At 65.1% G+C, this 13,034-nt stretch carries 13 protein-coding genes; 7 read left to right on the forward strand and 6 right to left on the reverse strand.

Features of this window, described 5'->3' with window-relative positions:
* Positions 1-49 precede the first annotated feature (49 nt).
* Positions 50-2,461 (reverse strand): glucan 1,4-alpha-glucosidase, encoded by a 2,412-nt coding sequence (locus FJ957_RS15105; protein WP_140832628.1) that lies wholly within the window; start codon positions 2,459-2,461, stop codon positions 50-52.
* Positions 2,462-2,657: 196 nt separating this feature from the next.
* Between FJ957_RS15105 and FJ957_RS15110 the strand changes: the two genes are divergently transcribed.
* The 4 genes from FJ957_RS15110 to FJ957_RS15125 are packed head-to-tail and all read left to right on the forward strand — an operon-like array spanning position 2,658 to position 7,115.
* A complete protein-coding gene (locus FJ957_RS15110) occupies positions 2,658-3,674 on the forward strand; it encodes an ABC transporter substrate-binding protein (RefSeq protein ID WP_140832630.1) in 1,017 nt (338 codons plus the stop codon).
* 47 nt (positions 3,675-3,721) lie between these two features.
* Positions 3,722-5,185, forward strand: coding sequence for a sugar ABC transporter ATP-binding protein (locus FJ957_RS15115; RefSeq protein ID WP_140832632.1), 1,464 nt, complete (start codon positions 3,722-3,724; stop codon positions 5,183-5,185).
* A gap of 1 nt (position 5,186) precedes the next feature.
* Positions 5,187-6,164, forward strand: coding sequence for an ABC transporter permease (locus tag FJ957_RS15120; protein WP_181177709.1), 978 nt, complete (start codon positions 5,187-5,189; stop codon positions 6,162-6,164).
* A gap of 3 nt (positions 6,165-6,167) precedes the next feature.
* Positions 6,168-7,115, forward strand: coding sequence for an ABC transporter permease (locus FJ957_RS15125; RefSeq protein ID WP_140832636.1), 948 nt, complete (start codon positions 6,168-6,170; stop codon positions 7,113-7,115).
* Positions 7,116-7,158: 43 nt separating this feature from the next.
* Here the strand turns inward: FJ957_RS15125 and ppa are convergent, their stop codons facing one another.
* The 5 genes from ppa to FJ957_RS15150 all read right to left on the reverse strand — a co-directional run bounded on the left by ppa (position 7,159) and on the right by FJ957_RS15150 (position 10,847).
* On the reverse strand, positions 7,159-7,692 hold the full coding sequence (gene ppa / locus FJ957_RS15130; RefSeq protein WP_140832638.1) for an inorganic diphosphatase: 534 nt from the start codon (positions 7,690-7,692) through the stop codon (positions 7,159-7,161).
* Positions 7,693-7,813: 121 nt separating this feature from the next.
* Entirely contained in the window at positions 7,814-8,323 is a 510-nt protein-coding gene (locus tag FJ957_RS15135; protein ID WP_140832640.1) for a GNAT family N-acetyltransferase, read from the reverse strand.
* A gap of 218 nt (positions 8,324-8,541) precedes the next feature.
* A complete protein-coding gene (locus tag FJ957_RS15140; RefSeq protein WP_140832642.1) occupies positions 8,542-9,180 on the reverse strand; it encodes a TPM domain-containing protein in 639 nt (212 codons plus the stop codon).
* A 6-nt stretch (positions 9,181-9,186) separates the two neighbouring features.
* Complete coding sequence (locus tag FJ957_RS15145; RefSeq protein ID WP_246674404.1) at positions 9,187-9,969, reverse strand: YgcG family protein; 783 nt, start codon at positions 9,967-9,969, stop codon at positions 9,187-9,189.
* Between the two features lie 230 nt (positions 9,970-10,199).
* Positions 10,200-10,847 (reverse strand): LemA family protein, encoded by a 648-nt coding sequence (locus FJ957_RS15150; protein ID WP_140658702.1) that lies wholly within the window; start codon positions 10,845-10,847, stop codon positions 10,200-10,202.
* A gap of 241 nt (positions 10,848-11,088) precedes the next feature.
* Between FJ957_RS15150 and FJ957_RS15155 the strand changes: the two genes are divergently transcribed.
* From FJ957_RS15155 to FJ957_RS15165, 3 genes are read left to right on the forward strand one after another with little or no spacing between them, the layout of a single operon-like run.
* The gene (locus FJ957_RS15155; RefSeq protein ID WP_140832646.1) at positions 11,089-11,340 is read left to right on the forward strand and encodes a hypothetical protein; all 252 of its coding nucleotides are present in this window, start codon (positions 11,089-11,091) and stop codon (positions 11,338-11,340) included.
* A 12-nt stretch (positions 11,341-11,352) separates the two neighbouring features.
* On the forward strand, positions 11,353-12,237 hold the full coding sequence (pdxY, locus tag FJ957_RS15160; protein ID WP_140832647.1) for a pyridoxal kinase PdxY: 885 nt from the start codon (positions 11,353-11,355) through the stop codon (positions 12,235-12,237).
* Positions 12,234-12,998 (forward strand): DUF429 domain-containing protein, encoded by a 765-nt coding sequence (locus FJ957_RS15165; RefSeq protein WP_140832649.1) that lies wholly within the window; start codon positions 12,234-12,236, stop codon positions 12,996-12,998. The genes pdxY and FJ957_RS15165 overlap by 4 nt, the downstream gene beginning before the upstream one ends.
* Positions 12,999-13,034: the final 36 nt, after the last annotated feature.

Genomic DNA, 13,034 nt, shown 5'->3' on the forward strand with positions numbered 1-13,034 from the left:
TTTCATCCCGATTGCTTGAGGAAAGGAGAAGTATAATGGCCCATCTGGATCACGATTGAGCGTCAATGCCGACGCTGAAGTCGACATTCTCCCAACGCATCGCCCCGGGCCAGAAAAAAGTGAAGACGATGGTGGTTCCCGGCCGCAGGCGGCCAACGGGCAAATCCGCCAGATGAATGCCGAACGCATTTTCGGCCGTCCTGCTGTCCTGCACGGTCAGCCATTTGTCGCTGCTCCAGTGGACGACGCCGGGCGCCGACAGTTCGACGCGAAGGGCCTTGCCGGGGGGAATGGAGCGGATCTTGTTGTTGAAGCGCCAGATCCGCAGCGGCGAGACCGTCTTGTCCTTGATGTAGCGCTCGACGCCCTGCGGCGGCAGGTCGAAGACGGCGCCGTCGCGCAGCGAGCGCAACAGCTTGATGTGCTCGGCATGCGCCCAGACCAGCGGCATGGCGCTGCCGGAAGGGGCACCCAGCCGCAATTCGCGGTCCGGCATGTCCGGACGATCCCAGACCTGTTCCGGCAGAAGGCCGCCGACGCCCGCCGAGCGTTCGAAAGTCTCAAGCAGTTGCGCCGCTTTGTCCCTGCGGCCGGCGGCCAACTCGTAATGCGCGCGCTCGCCGGCAAGCAGCGGCCACGGCCGCCCGCGGCCGGTGCCGTCGAATGGTGCCCCGTCCTCATGCTCGCCATAGCCGTCGCCGGTATAGCGGTACCAGAGCGGCCCTTGCGGCAAGTCGCGGCGCAGCTCGGCGTCGATCGCCTTGACGGTGTTGAGGATGCGCGGATCGTCAGCGGCTCTGAGCCCGAAGCGCACAAGCGCCAGGGCGTCCGGGCTGATGATGGCCTCGGCCGGTCTGTCGGTATCGGCCGGCGGCCGGTTCTTGATCGGCACGAAGCCGTCCTTCGGCGACGCGGCGCCGCCATCGTCGGGCGGGGCGATACGGACATAATAGCCTTCGATGCCCGCCCTGGCGCTTGCCGGGGTGCCGGTGACATAGGTCCAGCGCTCGATCTGGTCGTTCCAGCAATCGGCGATCTCGCGCAGGTAGTTTGCCGGCTCATTTTTACCGGAGGCGTCCAGCATGTCGGCAGCTGCGAGCAATGCGGCTATTTCCACGGCCAGCGTGAACGGGCTGTAGCCGGCGTCCTCTTCCCAGCGGTCCTCGCCGGTGACCGGGCCGTTGCGCACGACATAGGCGGCCGCGTTCTCGATCATCGCCAGGAAGTCGGCGAGCTTCGACTTCGGCAGATGACCGGCGCGGCGCAACGCATCGGCAAGCAGCAGCGGAAAGGCGCATTCGTCCATCTGGATGCCGGGCCAATAGGGGGTCCCGTCGGACCAGCAATTCTGCGGCCAATGGCCGTCGGGCTGCTGGATCGAACGCAGATAGACGAGGATCTGCAGCGCCTGCCTGCCGTCACCGGCAGCGAGGAAGCCGCCCGCCGTCTCGACCAGGTCGCGCGGCCAGACGAGGTGATAGCCGCCGAGATCGTCGTCGCCCTTGTTGAAACCCCAGGGGATCGACAGGCTGGCGACCGCGGCGCCGGGCCTTGCGAGGGAGAGATGCGTCGCCAGCACCGCGCTGCTGACGCGGTAGGCGTTCAGACCGAAGGCGGCGTGACGGTCGAGTCTTTCCAGCCCAGCCTGGAATTTCCGCCAGTTCTCGACATAGGTTTCCGCAGCTGGCTCGAAGCCCTGTTTCAGGCTTGCAAGCGCGAGGTCGGCGGCTTCCTCAGGCGAAGCGCCGAAGGCGAGCGCCAGCAAGGCAGCCGACTTGCCGGCCGAAAAGCCGATCTCGCCGGTCAGCGCGACATTGCCGTCCTCGGCCACCCGGCTTGAGGGATCGAGCGCGCCGTTGTCGTGCAATTGCTGCCAGCCGTCGGAGAAGCCGACATAGCCGGCCGAGCAGGCGCCCCAGGGCAAGGAGGAGGCGAGCGCAAGCGATACGCCGCGTCCGGTGGCGAAAAGAACGCGCTGTCCCTTGTGCTCGCCGATCCAAGCGGTGTTGCCCATGCCGGCATTTACGAGATGCGGCGCCAGCAGCGCGTAGACGCGGTAATCCGCAGCCTGGCCCTTGAGGACGGTGAAACTGGTTTCCTGCAGCAGGACAGCTCGTTTCGGATCCGTAACGATGCGCTTTTCAATTCTGTAGGCACCGTCGGAAGCAATGTTGGTCAGCCGGTAGCCAGGGACACCGTCCTCGAAAGGTTCGACGGCGTGGGCCGCATCGCGCTTCTCTTCGGAAAAATAGCCGCCGGGACCGGTCACGACCAGCCCCAGGTCACGCGTGCAGGCGCTGTCGAGGCGCGGGTAATAGATCTCGTTCAGAATGCCGTGACTGATGGTGAACCAGAGCGGGCTTTTTGCCGAAAGCGCGGTGCCGACCCCGCTTTTGGCGCTTGACGTCCAGCGTGCCGGTATTCCGGGCGCGCCTTGAGCAACGGTCGGCGTCACTGCCATGCAATCTGTCTCCTGCCCGTGTTCCTAGACCATGACGCGGCGGCTTATCAATCGTCGCACCGCAAGTTGATCGACGGCGCCAAGGCTTTGCAGTTGACAGCTTGCGGTTCGTCTGAATTTGTCTGACAATAGATAAAAAACAGGGCATTCGCGTTACGACCATCCGTTAACACCTGCAACCCCGGGAGGAACCGACATGAAGAAACTGCTCGTATTGAGTGCACTGGCGGCGATGCTCGCCTCGGGCGCCGCGCTTGCCGACACCAGCGGCAAGAAGATCGCCTTCTCCAACAATTATGCCGGCAATTCGTGGCGCCAGGCGATGCTCGACAGCTACGGCATCGTCACCAAGAAGGCGGTCGACGACAAGATCGTCGCCGCGGCGGACGTCTTCACCACCGCCGACAAGGAAGTGCCGACCCAAGCCGCGCAGGTGCAGAACCTGATCCTGCAGGGCTATGACGCCATCGTCATCAACGCCGCCTCGCCGGATGCGCTCAACGGCGCCATCAAGCAGGCCTGCGATGCCGGCATCACCGTCGTCTCCTTCGACGGGACTGTCACCGAACCCTGCGCCTACCGCGTCGTCGTCGACTTCAAGGACATGGGCAAGCAGGAAGTCGAGCAGATGGCCAAGTTCCAGCCCAAGGGCGGCAATCTCTTGGAAATCCGCGGTCTCGCCGGCACCTCGATCGACGATGCCATCCATGCCGGCATCTTCGAAGGCGTCGCCGCCCATCCCGAATTCAAGATCGTCGGTTCGGTGACCGGCGACTGGGACCAGACCACGGCGCAGAAGGCGGTGGCGACCATCCTGCCGTCGCTGCCCGATGTCGTCGGCATCGTCGACCAAGGCGGTGACGGCTATGGCGCCGCGCAGGCCTTCGCCGCAGCCGGCAAGCCGCGCCCGACCATCATCATGGGCAACCGCCAGGACGAGTTGAAGTGGTGGAAGGAGCAGAAGGAAAAGGACGGCTACCAGACCTGGTCGGCCTCGATCGCGCCCGGCGTGTCGACGCTCGCCTTCTGGGTGGCGCAGCAGGTGCTCGACGGCCGCAAGGACATCCCGCACGACCTGCTGGTGCCGTATCTGGCCTTCACCCAGGACGATTTCGAGGCCGCGCTGCCGAACATCAAGGAAGGCGGCGTCGCCACCCACGAATACACGCAGGAAGACGCCATCGCGGCCATCAAGGCCAACATCAAGCAATAGTGGTGGGCAGGTTGCTGCCCGCATCGCCGACCGGATAAAAGTTGAGGATGCTCCAGGCTATTGCAGATATCGTCAGACTGGACGGCGCCGAAAAGCATTTCGGCGCCGTCCAGGCGCTTAACGGCGTCGACTTCCATGTCGGCGCCGGCGAATGCGTCGGGCTGGTCGGGCATAACGGCGCCGGCAAGTCGACGCTCATGCATATGGTGGCCGGCACGCTGCGGCCGGACGGCGGGCAGATCGCCGTGCGCGGCAATCAGGAGGCAAGCTATTCGGTGGCGCGGGCGCTCGAGCTCGGCATACGCTGCGTGTTTCAGGAATTGTCGCTCTGCCCCAATCTCAGCATTGCCGAGAATACGCGCATCAACCATCCCTCGCTCGCCGGTTTCGGCTGGCGGCGCAGGGCCGCCGATCTCATCCGCGCCAAGCTCGATGAGATCTTCCCGGACCACGGCATTTCGGCGGACGACATTGCCGGCGACCTTTCGATCGGAAGGCGGCAGATGGTCGAGGTGGCGCGCGCCTTCACGCTGACCCGAGAGCCGCTGCATCTGGTCATCCTCGACGAGCCGACCTCCTCGCTCGATGCGCATACGGCGGGGCAATTGCTTTCATTCGTGCGCCGCTTCGTCGAAAAGGGCGGCAGCTGCATCCTGATCTCACATGTGCTGGGCGAGGTGCTGCAGAACGCCGACCGCATCGTGGTGATGCGCGACGGCAAGGTGGTCGCGGCGGATGTCGCAAGCGCCTTCGATCGTGACAAGCTGGTCGCCGCCATGGGTGGCGCCGAAGGACATCAGAAGGCCGCAGCCGAGGCCCGCAAGACCGAGGCCGGGGCGCTCAGGGTTCGCGCGCGCCCGGCCAGGCAGCAGGACGGCAAGGCGCTTGTCGCCCGCGCCGGCGAGATCATCGGGCTTGCCGGGCTTGCCGGGCATGGCCAGACGGACCTGCTCCTGGCCATATTCTCAGCTGCCTCCCGCGCCAGGGCAGGCATCGAGGTCACCGCGCCGGTGGCGCTGGTCGCCGGCGACCGCCAGTCGGACGGCATCTTTTCGCAATGGTCGATCGCGCAGAATATCGGCATCCGCTCGCTGGCCCGGCTGCGCAACGGCCTGCTGATCTCGCCGCAGCGCGAGGCCGAGCTCGCCGAATTCTGGAAGCAGAAGATCGGCATCCGCACGCCGGACGTGAACAACAACATCTTCTCGCTGTCGGGCGGCAACCAGCAGAAGGCGCTGTTTGCCCGCGCGCTCGGCTCCGACGCCGAGATCGTGCTGATGGACGATCCGATGCGCGGCGTCGATATCGGCACCAAGCTCGAAGTCTACGACCTCGTGCGCGAGGAAGCCGCCAAGGGCCGCACCTTCCTCTGGTACACCACCGAGACCGAGGAGCTCGACAATTGTGACCATGTCTATGTCTTCAAGAACGGGCGCATCGTCGCCAATCTTGGGCGCGACGAGCTGACGGAGGAAAAGATCATCCAGTCCTCGTTCGGCGATGCGGCCTGAGATGACCGCGATCGCTCCCGGCACGCTCCCGAAATCCTCGCCGCGCGGCAACGCCGCTCGGGCGCGCCTGCTGCGCGGCCTCTTGCCGGCTTTGTCGCTGGCGCTGGTGCTGATCGCGATCGCCTGGCTCAATCCGCGCGCCATCAGCTATTTCGGCTTCAACCTCATGCTCAACCTGGCGATCCCGATCGCGCTGGCGACGATCGCGCAGATGTTCGTCATCGCCGGCAACGAGCTCGACCTTTCGATAGGGACGTTCGTCGGGTTTGTCGGCTGCGTGACTGCAACTTGGCTTAGGGATGCGCCGCTCATCGGCATCGTGGTTCTGCTGGGATCGATCGGCGTCTATGCCTTGCTCGGCGCGCTGATCCATCTGCGCAATTTGCCGTCGATCGTTGTCACGCTCGGCATGAGTTTCGTCTGGCAGGGGCTTGCCATCCTGGTCCTGCCCAAGCCGGGCGGCAAGGCGCCGGACTGGCTGCTTTCAATCATGTCCTTCAAGCCGCCCTACATCCCGTTTCCGATCCTTGCCGCGCTGCTGATCGCCGCGGTCGTGCATTTCGGCCTGATGCGCACATCCTATGGCGTGATCCTGCGCGGTTCCGGCGGCAACGCCGCGGCGCTGAGGCGGGCCGGCTGGTCGCTGCTCAAGACCAAGGTCGTGCTGTTCGCGCTGACCGGCCTGTTCGGCGTGCTTTCCGGCATGGCGCTGATCGGCATCACCACCTCGGCCGACGCCAATATCGGCAACGGCTACACGCTGCTTTCGATCGCCGGCGTCATCCTCGGCGGCGGCGAGTTCGTCGGCGGCCGCGTGTCGCCGATCGGCGCGGTGCTCGGGGCGCTGACGCTGGCTTTGGCCGCCTCGCCGCTCCTGACCTTCATGCACATCCCGCCCGACTGGCAGGTGGCCGCCAACGGCGCGATCCTGATCATCGTGCTGGCGGCGCGGGTGCTGATCAGCCGCAGGGAGCGGTGAGCGATGACCTCGGCGCGGGCGCTGCTTGAAAAACCCTGGATCTGGTCCTTCGCCGGCGCGCTGGTCGTCTGGCTGGCAACGATCGCCTTCACCGGCGGCTACGGCGCCGGCGGCATGGTCACGGCGGCGCTCTCGCTTGCCGTCTTCACGGTCATCGTCGGCGTCGGCCAGATGTTCGTCATCACGCTGGGACCCGGCAATGTCGACCTGTCGCTGCCGGCCAATATCGGTTTGGCCAGCGCGGTCGCCATGAAGGTGATGGGCGGCAGCGATGCCATGATCGTCGTCGGGCTGCTTGCGGCACTTGCCTGCGGCGCCGCGATCGGCGCCATCAACTACCTGCTGATCTGGGCGCTGCGCATTCCGCCGATCATCGCCACGCTGTCGGCGAGCTTCGTCATCCAGTCGGTCGACATCAGCTATGGCCGCGGGTTGCAGATCAAGCCGCCGCCGGGTTTTGCCGATTTCACCAACTGGCAGGTGCTGGGCATTCCGGTGCTGGCGATGCTGACGGTGGCCTTCACCATCGGCGCCGCACTTGCGCTGCAGCGCATGATCTACGGTCGATCGGTGCTGGCGATCGGCCAGAACATCCGCGCCGCGTGGCTCGCCGGCGTCCATGTCGGCCGCATCCGCTTCCTCACCTACACGCTGTGCGGCGCACTTGGCGGCATCGACGGCGCGTTGCTCGCCGGTTATTTCCGCGGCGCCAATGTCGATATCGGCAACGAATATCTGCTGGCCTCGATCGCGGTCGTGGTCATCGGCGGCACCTCGGTCGCCGGCGGCAAGGCCAACGTGCCGGGCGTCTGGGGCGCCGGCCTGTTCCTGGTGCTGCTTTTGACCATGCTCAATACCTTCGGCGTCAGCGCCGGCGTGCGGCTGGTGCTGACCGGACTGATCATCGTCGGCGTCATCACGGCGGCCGGCGGCGAGAAGGCGCTGCGGTGAGGGTTCCGCCCGCCATTTCCCGGCTAGGCTAAGGTCTCTCGCCCTATTTAGCGGCCCTGGCCCGCGCAATCGCGTCGACGATCATCTTCTTGGCATAGTTGGAGTCGTGCCAGCCCTCGATCTTGACCCACTTGCCAGGCTCGAGATCCTTGTAATGCTCGAAGAAGTGCTGCACCTGCTGGCGTGTGATTTCCGGCAGGTGCGTGTATTCGGTGACGTTCTCGTAGCGCAACGTCAGCTTCGGCGAGGGAACGGCGATCACCTTCTCGTCCTGGCCGGCATTGTCTTCCATGATCAAGACGCCGATCGGCCGCACATTGATGACGCAGCCCGGCACCAGCGCGCGGGTGTTGCAGACCAAAACGTCGATCGGGTCGCCGTCGCCCGACAGCGTGTGCGGCACAAAGCCGTAGTTGCCGGGATAGCGCATCGAGGTGTGCAGGAAGCGGTCGACGAACAGCGTGCCGGCCTCCTTGTCCATCTCGTATTTGATCGGCTCGCCGCCGATCGGCACCTCGATGATGACGTTGACGTCGTCAGGCGGGTTCTTTCCAGTGGGCACGGCTTCGATACGCATGATCTATCCCTCTCTCGATTCCAAGACCGATAGCGGGCGAAACGTCATGGTGCAATGCGGTGAATAGCACTGAACGCTAATGAAAGCGCACAGTTTGTGATGGCCTGTAACTTAGGCGACGCTAGTCATTCCAGACGAAGGCGACCTTCTTCAGCGCCTTCTGCTCGAAGACCTCGACGCCTTCGGCGATATCGCGGCCGCCATTGCCGGCATAGAAGGCCAGGGCGTTGTGGTTGTCTTCCAGTGCCCAGACCACCAGGCCACGCAGGCCATGGTCGGCGAGCCGGGTCTTGGCCGCCTTGAACAGACGGCTGCCGAGCCCGATGCCCTGATATTCCGGCCGCAGATAGAGCTCGTAGATCTCGCCCTGCTGGCGGAGCTCGCGGGCGCGGTTCTTGCCGATCGTGGCGTAGCCGGCGACCGTTCCGCCGATCTCGACCACCAGCACGGTGGCCGCGCGGCGAATCGCGTTGGCCCACCAGTCGACGCCGCGGCGGTTGATCATCGAGGTCAGCGTGCGGTGCGGGATGATGCCCGAATAGGCGCCGCGCCAGGCCTGCTGGTGCACATCGGCGATGGCGCTCGCGTCGCGCGGTTCTGCCTTCCGGATGTCGATCGTCAGCGTGTTCATGATTGGTTAACCATAAACCCGCATCGGCTGATTGCAAAGAGTCCGCCAAACCCCTTCGACGCTTTCGCACAGGCGAAAGGCGCGTGGGCGGACAAGGCGCCTAGAGCCGGATGATTTCAGGTCGAATCGACCTGAAATCTGAATCCGTCTCTAAATCCAAGAGATAGAGCATGATGTCGCCCGAAAACCGCTTCACACTTTTCGGCATCATGCTCTGATCAGATTTCGACGAGATGATCGTCGAGCTCGTTGGCGTCGCCTTCGGTCACCGGGAAATGCTCGGCGAGCACCGCGCCGACCGTGCCGATGGCCTTGACGAAGCCGTCGGGCAGCCGGTTGTCGCCGGCATGCTTCGTCAGGTCGCGCACAACGCCGTCCCAGACATGCTGGCCGACCTTGGCATCGATGCCGGAGTCCGCGACGACCTCGGCATAGCGCTCGGCGATGGAGACGAAGATGAGCACGCCCGTGCGCGCCTGTGTGCGGTGGACGTTGCGGGCCAAGAACTGCTTCATCGCATTGGCGTGCGCCGCCTGATAACGCAGCCTTCTCGGCACGAAATGGATGCGCAAGGCGGGCAGAAACCAGAGCAAGGCGAGCACCGAGGCCTGCGCCAGCACTTGTGCCAGGACGAAATGCGGCAGCCGGATGGTCAACCACAAGCCCTCCAGCCCGTAGGCGACGGCAAGGCTGGCGACGAACAGGCCGATCGTCGTCGTGAACGCGGCCGGAAAATAGTAGCCGTCGCTGGCTCGAGCGACGACGCAGTAGATCTCGCCGTCGGTCTTCAACTCGGCCGTCCGGATCGCCCCGGCGATGCGGTCATGGTCCTCGGCGCTGATCGATCGCGTTGCCATGATGCCTCACCAGCTTCCCGAGGAGCCGCCGCCGCCGGACGAGCCGCCGCCGCCGGAAAACCCGCCGCCACCGCCACCCGAGGACCAGCCACCGCCGCCCGACGACCAGCCACCGCCACTCGACGAGGAGGATCGCCGGCCAGGCTCGAAAGTCATGCCGAGCCAGCGATAGCGGCCGGGTCCGATCTTCTGGCCGAAGATCGGCGGCAGCACCGTCATCGCGATGCCGCCGAAGAAGATCAGCGCCCAGATGGTGATGAAGATGGCGAAGAACAGGTCATCGGAGTTGAACGGCGCCTGCTCGTTGCGCTTGCCGCGCGCTTCGAGCTCCTCCGGATTGCCCTCCAGCACCATGATCATGTCGTCGACGGCCTTGGTGATGCCGCCGGAGAAATCGCCGGCGCGGAAGGCCGGCACCATGTCGTTCTCGATGATCAGCTTGGTGTGCAGGTCGGTGAGCGTGCCTTCCAGCCCGTAACCAACCTCGATGCGCATCTTGCGGTCGTTGGGCGCCACCAGGAGCAGCACGCCGTTGTTTTCCTTGGCCTGGCCGAGCTTCCAGAAGCGGAACAGCCGGTTGGCGTAAGGCTCGATCTCCTCGCCGCCGAGGCTGGGTATGGTGGCGACGACGATCTGGTCCGAGCCTTTTGTCTCGAAGTCGGCGAGCTTTTGCGTCAGCGCCGCTTTGGTCGACGCATCGATGATGCCGGCGTTGTCGACGACGCGTCCGGTCAGCGCGGGGAGGTCGGCGGCGAGGGCGGCGAGGGGGAGGAGGAAGAGAGCGAGCAAAACACCGGCGAAGGCGCTCCGGCACACCCCCCTCTGACCTGCCGGCCATCTCCCCCGCAAGGGGGGAGATTGGACTTCAATACCGTCTTCGCCAATCGCCAACGTTGCAGGAGAGGCGTCGGCAAAGAAGCTGCTAATCTCCCCCCTTGCGGGGGAGATGTCCGGCAGGACAGAGGGGGGTGTGAAGGAACTCAAGGCCTGCAAGCTCGATTAAATTTCAGCCGAGGCTCTCACCCGCCCTGCTTGGTGGTGCTCGTGCCGAAATCGACCTTCGGCACCTGCATCTTGTCCTCTTCCACCGTGAAGTTGGCGTAAGGTTCGTTGCCGCGGAACCACAACGTCGCCCACAGCACGGACGGGAAGGTCTTCAGCGTCAGATTGTAATCCCTGACCGCCTGGATGTAATCGCGCCGCGCTACCGCGATGCGGTTCTCGGTGCCTTCGAGCTGCGCCTGCAACGCCAGGAAGTTCTGATTTGCCTTGAGGTCGGGATAGGCTTCCGACACCGCGATCAGCCGCGACAGCGCGCTGGTCAGCCCGGCCTGGGCATCCTGGAACTTCTTCAGCGCCTCGGGATCCTTCAGCGTGTCGGGCGTCACCGTGATCTGCGTCGCCTTGGCGCGCGCCTGGACGACCGCGTCGAGCGTATCCTTTTCATGCGAGGCATAGCCTTTCACCGTCTCGACCAGATTCGGGATCAGGTCGGAACGGCGCTGATACTGGTTGAGCACCTCGCTCCAGGCCGCCTTGGCGTTCTCTTCCGCCGTCGGAATGGTGTTGTAGCCGCAGCCGGCAAGCAGCGGCAGCACGAAAGCCATCATCAGGAAGGCAGGCAGATTGCGGAAGACGGAAGGTGGTGAGAGGCGCTCTGTAATCATGGTTGGTCCCTCGACAGAAGTTGCATGCGAAGCATTACCACAATCCACGCGTAAGAAAATGTCCGGCCGATGACGCCGATTCCGACGCGGGCGCGAGCCGCTGTGAATAGTCGAGCGAACAGGATTCCCTCTCTTCGTTTGACGCAATTCCGGTCGGAAGGCCACGGCGAAGTCGCCGAGTCTAAACGCTTCGCACTTTTCCTGGAATTGCTCTAAGCTCCGGGCAGGAAAGGGCAATTGCATGGCCGAGCGCCGGGACGACGAGACCGAATCGCGCCGCATCCTCGAACGCGTGGCGCGCGAGACGGCGCCGGGCGGCGCCTCGTTCATCGCACGCACGGCGAGGGACGCGCGCGACCGTGTCACCGCCGCCGATGCCGACCGCGCCGATCCCATCGAATATTGGGGAACCCGCATTGGCCGAACGCTCGGTTTCGTCATTGCCATTGGGCTATTGGCCTGGCTGGTGTATGCCGCCACACGTGGCGGCTAGGATTCAGATTCCATGAATGCAGAAAAAACCGACGCGCCGCGCGCGGTCATCGTCATCTCCAGCCATGTCGCCCGCGGTTCGGTCGGCAACCGCGCCGCGGTCTTTGCGCTGGAGACCCTGGGTTTCCCGGTCTGGGCGGTGCCCACCGTCATCCTGCCCTGGCATCCGGGCCACAGCCGGGCCACGCGCATCGTGCCGCCGCTCGATCAGTTCAAGGCGCTGATGGCCGATCTTGAGCGGGCGCCCTGGCTGGGCGAGGTCAGGGCTGTGCTTTCGGGCTATCTCGGCGAGGCGGGCCAGGCGGAAGCCGTCGCTTCGCTGGTCGCCGCCGTCAAGGAAAAGACGCCGAATGCGCTTTACGTCTGCGACCCGGTGATGGGCGATTCCGGCGGGCTCTACGTGCCTGAACCGACGGCCGTCGCCATGCGCGACAAATTGATGCCGATCGCGGATATCGCGACGCCCAACCGCTATGAGCTGGAATGGATGGCGGGCGCGCCGCTGCCCGACATCAAGGCGGTGACGGCGGCGGCGCTTCATGCCGGCCCTTCGACCATGCTGGTGACCTCGGCACCTGCGATGATGACGGGCGGCACCGGCAATTTCCTGCTCGATGGCAGCCAGGCGCTGCTTGCCGAGCACCGCGTGATCGAGAAGCCGCCGAATGGGCTCGGCGACCTGACGGCCGCCGTCTATCTGGCGCGCGTTCTCTCCGGCCAGGCGCCGGTCAAGGCGCTGCAATCGACCACCGCCGCGGTCTACGAGATCCTCGCCCGCACCGCCAAGCGCGGCGGCGACGAACTGCAGCTCGAAACCGACGCGCAGAGCCTGTCGCATCCGATGGCCATGGTGCAGCTGCGCCACCTGCTGCATCCGGGGCGGGACAAGCGGGCGTGACGCCAGACGGCGGCCTGGCCGGCGTCGATGGCTGCAAGGCCGGCTGGATCGCCGTCCACCGCGAAGCGGGTGTCGCGCCGTCGGTTTCGGTCTTCCCGAGCTTCCAGTCGCTGCTCGACGCGCTGCCGAATGCCACCATCGCCGTCGACATGCCGATCGGCCTGCCGGATTTTTCGCGCAAGGGCGGCCGCGGACCGGAAGCGCTGGTCCGGCCTTTGCTCGGGGCACGGCAGTCGAGCGTGTTCGCCATCCCCTCGCGGGCGGCGCTCTATGCCGATACCAGCGACTTCACCACGATCGAGGCCTGGTATGCGGCGCACCGGCTGGCAAGCGCGGTGGCGACGGAGACCTCCGACCCGCCGCGCGGCGTTTCCATCCAGGCCTTCGGTATTTTCTCGAAGATACGCGAGATCGACCAATTGGTGATCGCACGGCCCGATTTGCGCGGCCGGGTGTTCGAATCGCATCCGGAAGTCGCATTCTGCCGGCTGAATGGCGGCGCGGCGATGACCTTGCCGAAGAAGATAAGGGGCGCGGTCAACCCGGCCGGCATGGAGGAGCGCAAGGCGCTGCTTTGCCGGCATGGCTACGAGAGAGCCTTTCTCGACCAGGGAGCGCCACGAGGCGCCGCGAGCGACGATTTCCTCGACGCGGCGGCAATGATGCTGATTGCCGGGCGGATCGCCAGCGGCGAGGCGCGACCGTCGCCCGATCCGCCGCTGACCGACCGTTTCGGCATCCCCGTGGCCATCTGGGCGTGACGCATATCGGGCGAGCCATGATTGCCGCAACGATTG

Origin of the sequence: Mesorhizobium sp. B2-4-6 (assembly GCF_006442775.1) — a bacterium.
Lineage (GTDB): Bacteria > Pseudomonadota > Alphaproteobacteria > Rhizobiales > Rhizobiaceae > Mesorhizobium.